Raw genomic sequence first — 16,543 nt, 5'->3', positions numbered from 1 at the left:
TATGAAATTTTTGCTAATAAGCAGGACAACGACCATCTGACATAGAATGACAAAATCATGTAGAAACGTCATCGTTCACAGGAAGTGATTTCCCATGGTTAAAACAAGAAAGTCCGATCATATCTTAGAGATCACCTACAGCTGTGTGAGGTGGTTTCTTGTTGTTGCCACATCCTATTTATTTCTAAATTATTACCACAAGACCGCAGAGGATCTTAAGCTATTTTGCTCGATGTTCGTCGGTGCTATCTTGTATATGGGCTTAACGGAATTTGCCCTGCATCGCTTCCCGATGAATTCATTTTTTTATCGATTTATGACGAGATTTGGCGTGGTAATGGATTATTTCGCATTCCTTTCCATTTTGGGGTTAACGGGCGGGACCCATAGCTACCTTTATCCGATTGGATTTCTAGTCATTCTGCATGCCTCACTGTACTGGAGCTTCCGTGGCGCGATGGTTGCGACGGGGATGATTATCCTTGGCTATTTGTTCATAGGGTACTGGATCGATGGCGGAATTACAGCGGAGGATTACCCACGGCATTTCATGAATGTTTCTTTTCTGCTCATGATTGGTGTCATTGGAGGTATTATTGTAGCGAGGGAGCGAAAGCATTTTGTCGAAAAAGGGATTTTCGAAAATTTAGCGAAGCAAGATTACTTGACGGGGCTGTACAATCATCGCAGCTTTCAAGAGCATATGCGGGAAATTATCATCAGCAGAAGACCTATGGCACTGGCCATGGGAGATATCGATTACTTCAAAAAAATTAACGATGAACACGGCCATCAGGCTGGAGATGCTGTTCTCCGAATGATCGGCGACATCATGGATACCCTCATTCCAAGCGCCGAAGGCCGCGCCTTCCGCTATGGCGGGGAGGAATTTGCGATTATTTTTTACACGAATGATCAAGCTAGGGTGACGCAGTTGTTGCAGTTACTTATGGAGAAGTTACGCATGCAGACGTTTTACAATGGGGAAGAGACGTTCCGTGTCACCATGAGCTTTGGTGCGGTCATTCGCGATCAGGGTCAACGTAAATCGGAGCTGGTAGCGGCTGCGGATGAATTGCTGTATCAGGCGAAAGATCAAGGCAAGGACCGCTTGCTATGGGCGGCTCAAACTGTATAGGCATCCTCATTTTCTAAAATAAAAGCTCATTTATGAGGCGCGGCGCGCATTGTAAAGGGGCTTTTTTGCTGTTCACGCACTCTCGGCATTCCTCCTGTGGACGGATTCGGTTCCGTTTATATTCTGTTTAAAATAGGGGTGTAAACTATGCAATAAGATCACATCCGACAAGCAAAGGAGTAGAGATAAATGGCATTGAACAAAACAGAACAACGGAAACAAAAAAGTAATTGGCGTGGCTTCCTGCGCTTACTGATGGGGGCGAATCCCCCGAAGCTATTGCTCAGCATTGCACTAGGGTTAAGCGTAATTGCGACCGTGGTTTCCCTGGTCATCCCGCTTTTCACGAAAAATGTCGTCGATAACTTCTCCCTATCTTCAGTCAGTTGGTGGCAAGTCAGCGGCATGGCGCTCGCGTTCGTCACATCGGCTGTTGCCTCAGGCGTGTCTACGTATTTGCTCAATTATGCAGGGCAGCGTGTGGTAGCTGGGATTCGAGATCGCTTATGGAAAAAGCTGCTCGTTCTCCCCGTTCGTTATTATGATAACCATGGGACGGGTGACACGATTTCGCGGATGACGAATGACACGGCGATCATTAAAGGTTTGATTGCGGAGCATACAGCTGGATTCATCACAGGGATGATTTCCATTATCGGATCTGTCGTGGTGCTGTTGTTTATGGATTGGAAAATGACACTGATCATGTTCAGCATATTCCCGATTGCCTTCCTCATTCTTTTTCCACTGGGGATGCAAATGTATAAGGTTTCTAAGGGCTTGCAGGCCGAGACGGCAAGCTTCACATCGGTGCTGAATCGTGTGCTGTCCGAAATTCGCCTCGTGAAAGCCGCAAACGCTGAGCCTGTCGAGTATAAAGAGGGTAGCGATGGCATTCAGAAGCTGTTCAAATTTGGCCTAAAAGAAGGCCGCATTCAAGCGTTGATGTCACCGCTGATTATGTTCGTTATGCTTATGTTGTTTGTCGTCCTATTCGGCTATGGGGGAACACGCGTAGCTTCTGGGGCGATTACAGCGGGGCAATTGGTGGCGTTCATGTTGTATTTGTTCCAAATTGTCATGCCAATCACGCAAATTACACAGTTCTTCACCCAAACACAGAAAGCGATGGGCGCCACGGATACGATTCTGAAAGTTCTGGACCATGAGGAAGAGGACCCTCACGCAGGTGTTGCGGTGAAAGATGCTTCGCAATCGCTGCATTTCGAGCATGTGAACTTCGGCTACAAAGAGGACGAAGCGGTGCTCAAGGACGTGAGCTTCACGATGGAAGCGGGCAAAGTTACGGCCATCGTCGGGCCGAGCGGAAGCGGAAAGACGACGATGTTCTCGTTGCTGGAACGTTTCTATGCGCAGCAGTCCGGGGAAATTCGGCTAGGTGCGGAGCCGATTGATCAATATTCGCTCGTTTCCTGGCGCAGCCAGATCGGGTATGTATCGCAGGAAAGTCCGCTGATTGCGGGAACGATTCGGGATAATATCTGTTACGGCTTGCAGCATGAAGTGAGCGAGGAGGCGCTGAAGCGGGCTTCGGAGATGGCGTATGCCAATGCTTTCATCGAGGAACTGCCGCAAAAATACGACACCGAGGTAGGCGAACGCGGTATCAAATTGTCCGGTGGTCAACGCCAGCGGATTGCGATTGCTCGCGCCTTGCTGCGGGATCCGAAGATTCTCATGCTGGACGAAGCGACATCGAGTCTGGACAGCAAATCGGAGGTTGTGGTGCAGCAGGCTTTGCAGAATTTGATGCAAGGACGCACGACCTTAGTCATTGCGCATCGCTTGTCGACTGTCGTGGACGCGGATCAGATCGTGTTCCTCGATAAAGGCGTCGTCACAGGCCGCGGGACGCACCAAGAATTGATCGAATCGCACGAAATGTATCGCGAGTTCGCTGCTCAGCAATTGCAGATTCAAGAGCAGCTTATTGCGGAGCATTCGCCTGTTTACGCTCAGTAAAATAGGGATCTAGTTAGTGGTCATGTTGTGCCGTGTACAACATGACGAGTTAAAGCGCGTTTCTACATGCGGTTTAAAGGATCTTAAAGGAGTTTCCACAGGAAGAGCCTCCCCCTCTGTCGAATATGTAAGTAACGACAAGCAGGTAAGGGAGGCTCATTCATTTGGATAAGGTACGTTGGGGAATTATTGGATGCGGAAATGTGACCGAGGTCAAAAGCGGTCCCGCCCTCCAGAAGGCAGAGGGGTCGGAACTGGTCGCCGTCATGCGCCGTAATGGCGCACTGGCCGCTGACTATGCGCAGCGACACGGCGTCGCCAAGTGGTACGACGATGCGGCAGCGCTCGTACATGACCCAGACGTGAATGCCGTGTATGTGGCGACACCGCCAGGCTCGCATCATGAATACTCGCTGCTGGCGCTGCAAGCGGGCAAGCCTGTCTATGTGGAGAAGCCGATGGCTCGCAATCATGCGGAATGCCAGGACATGATCGCGGCGTCAGAAGCCGCGGGCGTGCCTTTGTTCGTTGCGTACTATCGCAGAGGGCTGCCAAAATTCGTGGAGATCAAACGATTGCTGGACAGCGGCGTCATTGGAGATGTGCGGTTCGTGCATTCTACGTATCTGCAGACGCTGAGGACCTATGAAGAAGGAACTGAGCCATGGCGCATTCAGCCAGAGCTGTCAGGCGGCGGGCTGTTCGTTGATTTAGCTAGTCATACGCTGGATATTCTAGATTACTTGCTTGGGCCGATCGGCGAGGTGAAGGGCTTTGCCAGCAACCAGTCTGGCGGGCTGAAGCAGGTTGAGGATATCGTCACGACGAGCTATGCATTCGAGTCAGGTGTCATGGGTACGGGAGTTTGGAGCTTCAGCTCCTACACCCATCAGGACGTGAATGAAATTGTCGGCAGCCGCGGCAAACTATCGTTCTCCACCTTCAGCGGCGATCTGCGCATCGAGCTGGCGGACGGTTCCGTCGAGGAACGGAACATTCCGAATCCCGCGCACGTCCAACAGCCGCTGATTCAGACTGTCGTTGACGAGCTTAGAGGCATCGGTCGCAGCCCGAGCACAGGGCGTTCAGCCGCGCGCACCAATCGCGTTATGGATGAATTGTTACGCGACTTCTACCGCGCGCGCTAAACAAATAAACCCCAGTCGGACGTGTGAACAATCACACACCCGACTGGGGTTTGTCTTATGCTTTGGACGCGCGAGGCGCCGTCACAGCAGGTTCAGACGCCGTAGATGGTTTATTTGGCGTAGAAGTATTTTTACGGATGAATAGGCTCAGCGGTAAAGCGGCTAACACGATAAAGGTAGCAAGCAAGTACACATCGTTTACGCCCATCGTGAAAGCATGGGAACCGAGTTGAATTTTATCCTTCATGCCGCCAAGGGCAAGCTCTTTGCTGTGTGTAACCGTTTGTGAAGACAATACGGAAGTGAACAGGGCAATGGCCAGCGATCCGAACACGTTACGAACCCAGTTATTGATCGAAGTCGCATGACCCGTCATCGTTCTCGGAATCTGTTCCATCGCAGCATTGCTCGATGGCATCATGGCGCAGGCAATCCCGAGGTTGCGAACGATCATCCAGAACAAGATGTAGCTGCGGGAGACATCCGTGCTCAACCAACTTAATGTAAGCGTACCGACGGCAATGAGCGTAATCCCTGTAAAGATTAACACACGAGGCCCAACGATGCTATACAGCTTGCCGACAATTGGCATGCTAAGCGCCATGACCAGCGATGCAGGAAGTAGGATTAATCCAGTGTCCAGCGGGGTAACGTGTTGAATGTTTTGCAAGAAAATCGGCGTCAAGAACGTGCCGGAATAAAGACTAATCGTCACGATACTCGAAATGAGCAGCGACAGGGAAAAGCGGGTGTTTTTCATCACGCGTAAGTTCAATAATGGCGACTCAACACTTAATTCGCGCCAAATGAACAGAAGCAGAACGACAACGCCGAAGGCGAATAAGCCTAGGATGCGAGCGGACGTCCAGCCCCACGCATGACCTTGGGAGAAGCCGACAAGCAAGGATAAAGAGCTAATAACGACAGTAATGAGGCCGATGGAATCAAACTTTTTAGGAACAGCTAGACGATAGTATGGAATTAACCGTAAGACGAGAATGACTGCGATGACACCGACAGGGATGTTCATGAGGAACAACCAGTGCCAGCTCCAATTTTGCAATAACCAACCGCTTAAGGTAGGGCCAATCGCAGGCGCCATCATGGCGGCCAAGGACCAGAGGGAAATCGCGATCGGTTGTTTTTCACGGGGAATCACTTGATACACGATGGTCATCGTTGCTGGCATAATCAAACCGCTGAAGGCACCTTGAATAATACGGAAAACAATCAGCGATGAAGAATCCCAAGCTAACGCACATAGGAGCGAAAACACGGTAAACCCAATCAAAGCTAGGGCATATAAGCGCTTATAACTAAATTTTTCTCCTAAATAACCTGTAATCGGAGCGATTGTGCCGCTGGCTAACATGAACCCTGTGATGGTCCACTGAATAATGCTTAGATCTGAATGAAAATGCTCACTCAGCATCGGTATGGCAATATTAATCGTACTCATGCTTAAAATAGAAACGAAAGATCCGAAGAAGATCGCGATCATAATGGGCCAGAAACGGACATGCTGTAAATCATCTTTACCTGGTGTACTCAAAATCTTGCCTCCTCCGCGCTATCCATTGAACTACAAGATAGTATTCTCTATAATTTGAATGGACATCATCATACTACCGAACTATATATATGTCAATTGTGACATAAAGAAGGAGATACGATGAATACCCTTTCATATGGACTACTGAGCCTTTTAGCCAAAAAATCCCGTTCCGGCTATGAGCTTATGCAGCATATACAGCCTTTTTGGCAAGCAAAGCATAGTCAAATTTATCCGCTTTTAGCGCAATTAGAGGGATTAGGGCATGTGGATTTCGTCCACGTCCTGCAGTCGGACAAACCCGACAAGAAAGTATATACGATCACGGAGCAAGGATTGGACGCTTTGCGCCATTGGATTACACTGCCAACGGATGATCCCGTGACGCGGGATGAGCTTTCGCTGAAGGTGTACAGCATCGGGCTGGTCAATCAAGAGCAGGCGAGAAAAGTACTGGAGGAACGCGAGGTTTATTATTTGAAGAAAAAAGAGCGATTCGCCCACTTGTTGGAAAATCTCAAACAAGGGAGTGCGAAACCGCTCGACGAATTGGATATACATGATCCGGAATTTGGGATGTATGTGCTGATTCATAAGGCTTCCATGAAAGTAGACGCAGATTTGGTGTGGTGCGAGTGGATGAAGGGGAAGCTTACCTAAGGGTCACCCGCCAATTTCTTCAATAACCGTTTGTATTTTTTGCAGGCGAATATATTCGGATTTCTCTAATTGAGGGCGGAAATACGCATAGAGATAGGCGGCATCCGCGAAGGTTAGGGCTGGGTAACAGACAACCTCCTGCACAACGAGCGGATTGTCCATAATGACCTGCCATTCGCCGTGGCGCTCCGATGCGGGGATGGCGGAGAAAATGTGTTTTTTCGCGGCAATCTTCGCTTCGAGCTCAGGCCAGATCTTCTCCCAAGAAGGGCTGAACGTCACGGGTTCTGGAAATAGCCGCTTCGCCTTCAACAAGGATTGCTCTAGATCGCCGATGTCGGCATCTCCAGCGGTTTTGATCGCATCGGTGAGACTGTCAAGTAAACGCCGAAAGCCTGCAAATCCTTCCGAGACCACCTCGCGTTGAAATAGGGATTCCGCTTCTGCGGAAGTCAGCTTGTTGAAAACCGCTAACGTATTATTCGTCATACAGGTCACAACCCCCTCAAAGTGTTCCTTTTCCCAAATTTATCATAAAACTTTTTTCAAAGAAAGCCCTTTCATGTAATAGGGACATCTTCGGTTTATATTCAGTTTATATTGCACACTTATGCTACATTCATACGAATATTTCGCGTACAACCTTGGAATTTAACAACTTCCTTAAAGCGAGGGTGGATGACAAATGGCACCGATTATGATCGTAGACGATGATCCTTATATTCGTGAGTTGGTTCGCGTTTTCATGCTGAATGAAGGCTTTCAAGTCGTAGAGGCGGGCAATGGTGTTGAGGCGCTTAAGCTGCTGCAAACCGTTCAAGTCGATCTGGTCATTCTCGATGTGATGATGCCCCAAATGGACGGCTGGGCGCTGTGCAAGGAGCTTAGGGAGCATTACGATATGCCGGTGCTGATGCTCACGGCCAAGAGCGAGACCGCGCAGAAGGTCAAAGGCTTCGAACTCGGCGCTGACGATTACCTCGTCAAGCCCTTCGAGCCGATGGAGCTGGCGGTGCGGGTGAGAGCGCTGCTCAAGCGCTACAAGATCGCGGCCTCGCAGACAATCCAAGCTGGCGATCTCACGATGAATCGCAAAACGTATGAAATCACCGCTGGCGCCGAAAGCGTCACGCTGCCGCTCAAAGAATTTGAGCTGCTCTATAAGCTGGCCAGCTATCCAGGCAAAACCTTTTCCCGCGATCAATTGATTGAGCAGATTTGGGGCTTCGACTACGAAGGTAATGAACGGACAGTGGATGTGCATATCAATCGGCTGCGGGAGCGTTTCCCTGAGGAGCGGCACGCGTTCCGCATTGCGACGATTCGGGGCTTGGGTTATCGGTTGGAGGTGCTCGGATGAGCAATCGGCATAAGCTGCATCGTGAGCGAATTGAGAAGCGTTCGCGCGAGCGCATGGAGCTAAGAGAGCAGATTAAGCGGGAGCGGAAGGAGCAACGGGAACTTCGGCGTCGCTTGAAGAAGGGGTCTCCAAAACAGACCTTACGCCAGAAAGTGGGCGGTATTTTATTTGGCGTTGGCATTTTCGCGTTGATTATCGTGTATTGGCTTGGCACTTTCTATGGATCTGATTATCTGTATACGCGACTTGATAAACGCCCTCCTGAAGTCGTCGTTCAGCTGATCAACTGCATTGGCGGCATGTTCCTTTGGGGGATGACGATGGCGATTTTGGGCCAGTTTTTTCGAAAGCATCAATTAATTTTCTATCAAAGTTTGAATCAAGCGATACGCAGTATGTCCCGCGGGGATTTCAACGTATGGGTGGATAATGACCCGCGGAATGGCCCTTTCGGGGAAATTGCCGATTCCATTAATCAAATGGCGACAGACTTAGGTCAGCTGGAGAAAATGAGGCAGGAATTCATCTCGAACGTCTCCCATGAAATCCAGTCGCCATTAACGTCCATCAGCGGTTTCTCCCGCGCCTTGCAGAATGATCAGCTATCGCCCGAAGAGCGAAAGCATTATTTGACCATTATCGAGACGGAAAGTGTTAGGCTCTCCAAGCTAAGCGATAATTTGCTCAAGCTGACTTCGTTGGAGTCGCAGCATCATCCCTTCGAGCCCGCAAGCTATCGCTTGGATAAGCAGCTGCGCAACCATATTTTAGCCTGTGAACCGCAATGGGTGGATAAAGATATTGAGATGGACATCGAACTGGATACCATCACGATTGCCGCGGATGAAGATTTGCTCTCGCAGGTGTGGACGAATTTGATTCATAATGCTGTGAAGTTCGTGCCTACACGGGGGACCATTCGTGTTCGTGCAGCAAGTTACGGGGATGAAGCGGTGATTCGGATCTCGAACAATGGACCGAGTATACCCGAAGAGGATCAATTGCATATTTTCGAACGTTTCTATAAAGCGGATAAATCGCGCAATCGTACCGCTGGCGGCAATGGGCTTGGCCTTTCGATCGTAAAGAAAATCGTGGAGATGCATCACGGTACAATCAAGGTTGAGAGTAAAGCGGAGGATATGACGACGTTCATCGTGAGTCTGCCTATTCATCAAGAGGCTGGGTTGCAGGGCTAACCTCACAACATTTCAAAACTTCAGACCAATACAAATAGAGACCCCGCTTATCGATGATAACCGGTGGTCTCTATGTATGTTGTTGACTATTCAATTATGTTCCCACACACTCCATTCCCCGAAATTTCGTGAACCCGTAGTTGCCTTTGCTATGTGCCTCACCAATCAACGTGTCCTTTCCTCGGTAGTGACGACCTTGCTCTGACGACAGCTCCTCACTAGATTTCCTTTCCTCGAATGTCTGCTCGTGATCGATTAACTGGATTCCCGCATACGCGCTGAACGAGTGAGTCGTTCCTCATCTTCTCTCCTGTCGCTGAGACTAAAGGGAGTGGTATGCTTCGCTAACATGGTCCAATGGACTATCCCCTTTCTGACGAATGTTCAGGCCCTGAGCTGCTTCGCACCGTGCTGGTGTATTGTGGTTGTCCTCCGTGTGAGCCTGAATTCATCATAGCCCATTATTAAAATATTGTAAATATTCAGATTATTCAGAACTAGGCGATTTTATGCCATTTCTTTTGTGTTTTCATCGTGTTGCTAGCGCTTTCGCGGTTTTCTCGTATTTGCCTTTTCGGCACGTTCGTGAGCGGTGTGGAACCCGAGCTGGAATTCGAGGATAATGGACTCGGGATGAGCCAGGAAAAGCTGGATCAGATCTTCCATGCCAGTGGCTCCAAGATGGGTATGGAATCGGCAATGTGAATGAACGGATCCAGCTGCATTTTGGCAAAATGTACGGCGTCTCCACGAAAAGCACGGTTAGAATCGGCACCTTGGTCCGTATTACACTGCCGAAATATCCAAGTGAGGCTTCCTGCGAGGTTGCCTCGAAGGAGGAGGAGTATCTAGGAGGTGTTAAATGAATCGTTTCACAAAGCGATAGCCTGTTTCATCAAAGCCAATCGGGGATTGAGCTTCACGAGAAGGGTGGGCAGCCCCCGTCTCCGTTAGCCACATCATGCCTGCGCAATTATGCTTGTTGGCGAGCTGTACCGCATAGTCTTCCAACTGTGCGCGAGGATCCTGAGCGCTTGGGGAGTCGTTCGCTGCAGACATCACCGAAATTTCGCTAAAGATGAGTTGGCCGAATTGTTCGGCATCGCGCTTGATTCGAAAACTAAGCGTACCCAGAATGCGATTCTTCTCTTCATACACGTAGAGCAGCTCATCGGGATTGTCTCGCATGCTATATAATCGATTCTCGATATGCAGAGGGGAGATCGATTTGCCTGTCAGTTGGGAAATGAGTGCAGAAATGGCGGTTGTATCTTGGGGTGTTGCTTCGCGAATAATGGAGGTCATGGGTATCCTTCTTTCTAAAACGATTGATACTGTTAATTGTACCATATATTGGAACATTAGTTCTATATTTATGAAAAAAAGGTAAAAATTCTATGTAAATTTTTGTATATAGTATGAACGGCGAGAATGTCTGATTTGTTCGCTATATCAACGGTTTGAGGCTTTGCTGCGTTGTTAGTGAAGTGGGAAAGGGAACGGGTGTACTTATATACGGCTTATTTTCAGGGTGAAGCGTTTTTCGGTTGAATATGAGTGCGTTGACCGAGGGTTAGTTGGTTGATTGGGGGGAATTTAGGGGAGCGAAGCGGTTCGGGAAATTAAGGGTGGTCAACCACTCTTATTTTGGAAGATTGACTGGTTTGGGCGAAATAGAGGTGGTTGACCGCTCCTAAAGTGTGGAATGAGGGTAGTTTGACGTCATTTGTGAGCAGTTAAGGGTGGTCAACCACTCTTATTTTGAAAAACTAGCTGGTTTTGGATTGAATAGAAGTGGTTGACCGCTGCTAAATTGAGGATGAGGTAGATTGGCGATTGATGGGGTGGATACGAGAGGGTAGAAGTAGCTTTCTATGGCATGCAAAAGGCGGCCCCAACGAGGGGACCGCCTTTTATTACTCCATTATGCGTTCGCATGGATTGTATTGAGCGTAGTGCGATCGCTGGCTTGCACTAGCTTAATCAGCAGTTCTTTTGCTGCGGCGTAGTCATCCACGTGGAGAATCGACGTGGACGTGTGGATGTACCGCGCGCACACGCCAATTACAGCGGATGGAATACCGCTGCCCTGTACGTGCACTTGCCCCGCATCCGTTCCGCCTTGCGAGATGAAATACTGATACGGGATCTTATGCGTTTCCGCCGTATCCAGAATGAACTCGACCATCCCGCGGTGCGTAATCATCGTGGGATCGAGGATGCGCAGCAGGGCGCCACGCCCGAGCTGCCCCCAAGCCTGTCGGTCGCCTGTCATATCGGCGGCCGCACTCGCATCCAGCGCGTAGAACAAGTCCGGCTGAATCAGATTCGCAGCCGTCCGCGCGCCGCGCAGGCCAACCTCTTCCTGTACGGTGGCACCGGCGTACAGGATATTCGGGAGCTTTGGCCCGCCGTGAAGCTCTTTCAACAGCTCAATCGCAAGGCCGACGCCGTAGCGATTGTCCCAAGCCTTGGCCATAATCCGCTTCGGATTGGCCATGGGTGTGAACGGGCAGACCGGCACGACCTGCTGCCCGACCTTGACGCCGATGGCGAGTGCATCGGCCTTATCTTCAGCGCCGATGTCAATGTACATCGTCTTGATGTCTGCGGGCTTGCTGCGCGCAGCCTCGTCCAGCAAGTGCACCGGCACCGAGCCGATCACACCGATGATCGGCCCGTTCGCCGTCATAATCTGCACGCGCTGCGCGGGCAGAACTTGACTGAACCAGCCGCCGAGCGGCTGGAACTTCACCGTGCCGTGCTCGGTGATGCCCGTCACCATAAAGCCGACCTCATCGAAGTGGCCGGCAACCATGATGCGCGGACCTGCTTCATCGCCGCGCACAACCCCGAAAAGGCTGCCGAGCCCATCCTGCACGAATTCATCGGTAAATTTGGCCAGCTCGCCTCGGACGAAGGCACGGATTTCTCGCTCAAAGCCAGGAGCCGCTTGCAGTTCAGTTAACGTTTTAAAAAGAGCTAATGTCTCAGCATTCATAAATAAACCTCACATAGTGGGAATGGGTGATCAGATTCTATTTTACCACAACGATGTATTGCAATGCCTATTTACAAAACTAATGTTATTAGTTATTATACTAATATAAATAGTTAATCGGAGGCGTTGGACAATGAAAATAACGCGAAACGGATTTTTGTATCAGGTAGCTTTTATGCCGAGATTTTTCCCTGTGAATTGTTACTTGGTGGAGGAGGAGTCGGAATTAACGTTGATTGATGCAGCATTGCCATTTAGTGTGAAGGGCATTCTACAGGCAGCAGAGGGGATCGGGAAGCCCATCACGCGGATTGTGCTAACCCATGCGCATGGCGATCATGTCGGAGCTTTGGACGGTTTGAAAAAGGTGCTGCCACAAGCGGGGGTCTACATCTCTCGGAGAGATGCGAAGCTGCTGGCGGGCAATGTGGAGTTGGAGGCCGGAGAGGCCCAAACGCCGATCAAAGGCGGCATACCGAAAGGCGTCCAAACAAAGCCGGATGTCCTTCTCGAAGAGGGTGATCGCGTCGGCTCGTTGCAGGCTATCGCCACCCCTGGGCATACGCCGGGTTCGATGTCTTTCTTGGATGTGCGGAGCGGCGCGCTGATCGCGGGCGATGCGCTTCAAGTGCGCGGAGGTGCAGCGGTGTCGGGCGTGGTTAAATGGGGGTTCCCATTCCCAGCCATGGCGACATGGAGCAAAGAAGCATCCCTGGCGAGCGCGCGCAAAATGAAACAGCTAGAGCCCAGCCTGCTTGCCGTTGGCCACGGGCGAATGATTGAGCATCCTGCGGCAATTATGGACGCTGCGATTGAAGAAGCAACGGCGAAATTTCATGGCGCAACCGCGACCATTTAGAAAAGAGGGCTTTCACCATGGCTAGCAGACAAGGTTTAGACGAAGAAGCGGTCGTGCAAGCGGCAATTGAAATCGCCGATCAGCAAGGGATTGAGCAGCTTTCGCTGGCTGCGCTGGCCGCCAAACTAAATATCAAAACCCCCTCCCTTTACAATCACATCAAGGGTTTACCTAATCTGAGGAAGCAGCTGTCAAAACGAGGGCTGATTCTCGCGAAGGAAGCCATGATCGAGGCGGTGCTTGGCAAAGCCGAGGACGAGGCGCTGCTGGCGGCGGGCATGGCTTATGTGGCTTTTGCTCGTAAACAGCCTGGGCTTTACGAGGCGATTACGGCGCTACCCGATTACGAGGATGCTGAACTGCAGGAGGCGGGCGCTTCGATCGTGAGCTTCCTGCTGCGCCTCTTGGCGCCTTACGGACTCAGCGAAGAGGATGCGCTGCACGTGGTGCGCGGGTTCCGAAGCATGGTGCACGGCTTCGCCTCGCTCGAGCGGCAGAACGGCTTCCGCATGGAGCTCGATCGGGACGAGAGCTTGCGTCGGCTGCTGCAGACGTATTTGCGCGGGTTGTCGGTCGGGAGGAGTTAGTTAGGATGTTGCGTGAATCTGTAATGGTGAGCTAGCGTAGGTGTTTTTACGCCCTCGAAGTTGCACTTTGTACAACAGAAAGGTTGTACGTCGTGCAACTTAGCTTGCGAAATGGTTTAAATGTGCTCAGGATGTTGTAGTAAATACAACATGCGTAGAGCTGCAGCCAATGGTGCCTAGCCCTTCCCGCACGCCTCCACAGGCAAGCCAGCATCCACAAGGCCCGTATCGATAGCGCGCCACAAATAAAGGGAGGCGTAGCTGCGATACGGCGCCCAATTGGCAGCGGCTACGCCTAGGTAGTTCTTATCCGCGCGCTCAGGGAGGGCATGCAGCCAGCGGGCTGCTCGCTGTAGACCCGCATCGCCCAGCGATAGAATGTCGGGCCGGCCCAACGTGAAAATGAGAAACATTTCGGCGGTCCATACGCCGATGCCCTTTACGCTCGTTAGTTGCTTCAGCAACTCAACAGTATCTACATCCTGAATCCCCTTCCCATTGACACAGCCACCATCCTTTCAGTAAAATACAGGTAAGTTAATATCATGTGACGGAGAACAGGAGACTCACTCAGATTGCCCTTTGAATATCAATGGCATATCTTGGTGAGTCTTTTTTCGTTAGAACCGGTCATGTTGAGATAGGTTCAGAGAACAGAGGTGAGCGTTATGTCGCTGCAGGAGCAGTCTATTTTACCAGCCATACGCAAGATGAAGGATTTGGAGAAGCTGATGAAGTCGGCCTACACGTATATCGTGCTGCTCGACAGTCATATTGGACAGCTCAAAAGCATCGTGGACCTCGGACGTGCGAACGGCAAAAAGCTGCTGCTTCACGCCGATCTCATTGAGGGGCTCAAGAACGACGAGTTCGCGGCAGAGTTTCTGTGCCAAACGATCCGCCCAGCGGGGATTATTTCGACGCGCGGCAATGTCATTACGAAAACAAGGCAGAACGGCTTGCTCGCGATTCAACGGCTTTTTCTGCTGGACAGCTCGGCACTGGAGAAAAGCTATGCGCTGCTGGAGCGCTCGCAGCCTGACTACATCGAGGTTATGCCTGGTGTCATTCCGCACATCATTCGAGAGGTGAAGGAGCGTTCGGGTATTCCTATTTTTGCAGGGGGACTGATTCGTTCGGTGGAGGATGTGGAGCAAGCCCTAAGTGCAGGTGCAACGGCGGTGACGACTTCGAACCATGAGCTATGGAAGCATTATGAGGGGACTAAAAAGGGTCCGGCCGATCAGCGGTAGCATACATATTATTGCCAAGGAGGTTTTCACAACATGAAAACAACGGGAGTGGGGCCCTCATACATACTTTCCCTCGATCAAGGAACGACGAGTTCCAGAGCCATTTTGTTCGATCAAAAGGGGAGCATTGTCCATACCGCGCAGCAAGAGTTTAAGCAGTATTTTCCGAAACCAGGCTGGGTGGAGCACGATGCGAATGAGATTTGGCTGTCGATTCAAAGCGTGATTGCGACGCTCTTGTCAGAGTCGGGCGTTCAGCCAGCGGATATAGCGGGGATCGGCATCACGAACCAGCGGGAGACGACGGTTGTCTGGGATCGGCACACGGGGATGCCCGTGTATCATGCGATTGTGTGGCAGTCGCGGCAAACGGCGGACATCTGCGAGGAGCTCAGGGCGAAGGGACTTAACGACCTGTTCCGGGAGCGGACAGGACTACTGATTGATGCATATTTTTCTGCGACCAAAATTAAATGGATCCTCGATCACGTTGAGGGCGCTAGGGCGCGCGCGGAGCAAGGGGATTTGTTGTTCGGCACGATGGACACGTGGCTGATCTGGAAGCTGACAGGCGGCAAGGCGCATGTAACGGATTACTCCAACGCGTCGCGGACGCTCATTTACAACATTCACGAGCTGAGGTGGGACGAGGACCTGATGGGGCATTTGGACATTCCTGCGGCGATGCTGCCAGAGGTTCGCTCGTCGTCAGAGGTGTACGGACATACGCAGGAAAGCCTGTTCTTCGGTGCAGCGATTCCGATCGCAGGTGCGGCGGGGGATCAGCAGGCGGCCTTGTTTGGTCAGGCTTGTTTTCAAAAAGGGATGGCCAAAAACACCTATGGCACTGGCTGCTTCATGCTGATGAACACAGGGAATCATGCGATTCCGTCGCGCAGCGGCCTTTTGACGACCATTGCATGGGGGTTGAACGGGAAGGTGGAGTATGCGCTGGAGGGCAGCATTTTCGTAGCGGGGTCGGCGATTCAGTGGCTGCGCGATGGGCTGCGGATGATCAAATCTGCCAAAGACTCCGAGGACTACGCGAAGCGAGTTGCATCGACCGATGGTGTGTACGTGGTGCCTGCCTTTGTAGGGCTGGGGACGCCTTATTGGGACAGTGAGGTGCGGGGAGCGGTATTTGGACTGACAAGGGGGACGTCGAAGGAGCATTTTATCCGGGCGACACTGGAATCCTTGGCCTACCAGACGAAGGACGTGCTGCAAGCCATGGAGGATGACTCGGGGATTGAGCTCACCAAGCTGCGGGTTGACGGCGGTGTGGTGAAGAACAACTTCCTGATGCAGTTCCAAAGCGACATGCTAGGTGTCACGGTTGAGCGTCCGGTCATTAATGAAACGACGGCGCTTGGGGCGGCTTATTTGGCGGGACTCGCGGTTGGTTTCTGGCAGGATCAGGCGGAAATTGCGGCGCAATGGCAGGTCGATCATGCTTTCCAGCAGGAGATGGCAGCGGACGTGCAAGAGCAATTGTACAGTGGTTGGAAAAAGGCAGTAAACGCCGCGATCGCTTTTAAATAACGCCATATCGTGTTATACTACACATAACAAGTTCATATTCGGTTGGAGACTAGGAGAAACCACAGCGGACCTTCACGTGTAAACGTGCTAGGGTTGTTGTGGTTTTTTCGTTTTTCATACTTGTCAATAAAAGGGAGCGATTGGGATGGCAGAGAGAGAGCAAGTGGATCAAGCGGGGAACAAGGGAGATCAAGTGAATAATCCTAGAGATAGAGGAGCAAATAGATCGTTTAGCGGTTTAAAAAGAAAAGAGCTGCTCGA

16 protein-coding genes are annotated in these 16,543 nt (G+C 51.0%); 11 read left to right on the top strand and 5 right to left on the bottom strand.

Annotated elements, in window-relative coordinates:
* Window positions 1–94 precede the first annotated feature (94 nt).
* The 3 genes from MJB10_RS25995 to MJB10_RS25985 all read left to right on the top strand — a co-directional run bounded on the left by MJB10_RS25995 (window position 95) and on the right by MJB10_RS25985 (window position 4,269).
* Window positions 95–1,138 (top strand): GGDEF domain-containing protein, encoded by a 1,044-nt coding sequence (locus MJB10_RS25995; protein WP_314800087.1) that lies wholly within the window; start codon window positions 95–97, stop codon window positions 1,136–1,138.
* A 189-nt stretch (window positions 1,139–1,327) separates the two neighbouring features.
* Window positions 1,328–3,121, top strand: a complete 1,794-nt coding sequence (locus MJB10_RS25990) for an ABC transporter ATP-binding protein (RefSeq protein WP_314800086.1) — start codon at window positions 1,328–1,330, stop codon at window positions 3,119–3,121.
* 158 nt (window positions 3,122–3,279) lie between these two features.
* Window positions 3,280–4,269 (top strand): Gfo/Idh/MocA family protein, encoded by a 990-nt coding sequence (locus MJB10_RS25985; RefSeq protein WP_397386649.1) that lies wholly within the window; start codon window positions 3,280–3,282, stop codon window positions 4,267–4,269.
* Window positions 4,270–4,324: 55 nt separating this feature from the next.
* Here MJB10_RS25985 and MJB10_RS25980 read toward each other — a convergent pair whose 3' ends face one another.
* The gene (locus MJB10_RS25980; RefSeq protein ID WP_314800084.1) at window positions 4,325–5,821 is read right to left on the bottom strand and encodes a DHA2 family efflux MFS transporter permease subunit; all 1,497 of its coding nucleotides are present in this window, start codon (window positions 5,819–5,821) and stop codon (window positions 4,325–4,327) included.
* Between the two features lie 120 nt (window positions 5,822–5,941).
* Here MJB10_RS25980 and MJB10_RS25975 point away from each other — a divergent pair, with 120 nt between their 5' ends.
* The gene (locus MJB10_RS25975; protein WP_314800083.1) at window positions 5,942–6,481 is read left to right on the top strand and encodes a PadR family transcriptional regulator; all 540 of its coding nucleotides are present in this window, start codon (window positions 5,942–5,944) and stop codon (window positions 6,479–6,481) included.
* Window positions 6,482–6,484: 3 nt separating this feature from the next.
* Here the strand turns inward: MJB10_RS25975 and MJB10_RS25970 are convergent, their stop codons facing one another.
* Window positions 6,485–6,970 (bottom strand): hypothetical protein, encoded by a 486-nt coding sequence (locus MJB10_RS25970; protein WP_314800082.1) that lies wholly within the window; start codon window positions 6,968–6,970, stop codon window positions 6,485–6,487.
* Between the two features lie 196 nt (window positions 6,971–7,166).
* On the opposite strand from MJB10_RS25970, the gene MJB10_RS25965 reads away from it, so the two are divergent.
* The 3 genes from MJB10_RS25965 (at window position 7,167) to MJB10_RS25955 (ending at window position 9,906) form a co-directional block, all read left to right on the top strand.
* Window positions 7,167–7,841: a response regulator transcription factor gene (locus MJB10_RS25965; RefSeq protein ID WP_314800080.1), complete on the top strand. Its 675-nt coding sequence runs from the start codon at window positions 7,167–7,169 to the stop codon at window positions 7,839–7,841.
* Complete coding sequence (locus tag MJB10_RS25960; RefSeq protein WP_314800079.1) at window positions 7,838–9,040, top strand: ATP-binding protein; 1,203 nt, start codon at window positions 7,838–7,840, stop codon at window positions 9,038–9,040. Before MJB10_RS25965 ends, MJB10_RS25960 begins: the two co-directional genes overlap by 4 nt.
* A 701-nt stretch (window positions 9,041–9,741) precedes the next feature.
* Entirely contained in the window at window positions 9,742–9,906 is a 165-nt protein-coding gene (locus MJB10_RS25955) for a hypothetical protein (protein WP_314800078.1), read from the top strand.
* Here MJB10_RS25955 and MJB10_RS25950 read toward each other — a convergent pair.
* Both MJB10_RS25950 and MJB10_RS25945 read right to left on the bottom strand, forming a co-directional pair.
* Window positions 9,899–10,345: a GNAT family N-acetyltransferase gene (locus MJB10_RS25950; protein ID WP_314800077.1), complete on the bottom strand. Its 447-nt coding sequence runs from the start codon at window positions 10,343–10,345 to the stop codon at window positions 9,899–9,901. The two genes, MJB10_RS25955 and MJB10_RS25950, sit on opposite strands and share 8 nt — an antisense overlap.
* 619 nt (window positions 10,346–10,964) lie before the next feature.
* The gene (locus MJB10_RS25945; protein WP_314800075.1) at window positions 10,965–12,041 is read right to left on the bottom strand and encodes a M42 family metallopeptidase; all 1,077 of its coding nucleotides are present in this window, start codon (window positions 12,039–12,041) and stop codon (window positions 10,965–10,967) included.
* Between the two features lie 133 nt (window positions 12,042–12,174).
* On the opposite strand from MJB10_RS25945, the gene MJB10_RS25940 reads away from it, so the two are divergent.
* Both MJB10_RS25940 and MJB10_RS25935 read left to right on the top strand, forming a co-directional pair.
* Window positions 12,175–12,900 (top strand): MBL fold metallo-hydrolase, encoded by a 726-nt coding sequence (locus tag MJB10_RS25940; RefSeq protein WP_314800073.1) that lies wholly within the window; start codon window positions 12,175–12,177, stop codon window positions 12,898–12,900.
* Between the two features lie 17 nt (window positions 12,901–12,917).
* Entirely contained in the window at window positions 12,918–13,487 is a 570-nt protein-coding gene (locus tag MJB10_RS25935; RefSeq protein WP_314800071.1) for a TetR/AcrR family transcriptional regulator, read from the top strand.
* A 176-nt stretch (window positions 13,488–13,663) separates the two neighbouring features.
* Here the strand turns inward: MJB10_RS25935 and MJB10_RS25930 are convergent, their stop codons facing one another.
* Window positions 13,664–13,951, bottom strand: coding sequence for a DNA-3-methyladenine glycosylase family protein (locus MJB10_RS25930; RefSeq protein WP_314800069.1), 288 nt, complete (start codon window positions 13,949–13,951; stop codon window positions 13,664–13,666).
* Between the two features lie 204 nt (window positions 13,952–14,155).
* On the opposite strand from MJB10_RS25930, the gene MJB10_RS25925 reads away from it, so the two are divergent.
* Both MJB10_RS25925 and glpK read left to right on the top strand, forming a co-directional pair.
* Window positions 14,156–14,740: a glycerol-3-phosphate responsive antiterminator gene (locus tag MJB10_RS25925; protein ID WP_314800067.1), complete on the top strand. Its 585-nt coding sequence runs from the start codon at window positions 14,156–14,158 to the stop codon at window positions 14,738–14,740.
* Window positions 14,741–14,773: 33 nt separating this feature from the next.
* Window positions 14,774–16,282 carry a glycerol kinase GlpK gene (glpK, locus tag MJB10_RS25920; RefSeq protein ID WP_314800065.1) on the top strand — a complete coding sequence of 503 codons (1,509 nt, stop codon included), beginning with the start codon at window positions 14,774–14,776 and terminating at the stop codon, window positions 16,280–16,282.
* The last annotated feature ends 261 nt before the right edge of the window (window positions 16,283–16,543 follow it).

This window comes from Paenibacillus sp. MBLB1832 (genome assembly GCF_032271945.1).
In the GTDB taxonomy this organism is placed as follows: Bacteria; Bacillota; Bacilli; order Paenibacillales; family NBRC-103111; genus Paenibacillus_E; species Paenibacillus_E roseopurpureus.
The sequence above is the reverse complement of the archived record's forward strand: the minus strand, read 5'-3'. Positions and strand labels throughout refer to the sequence as shown.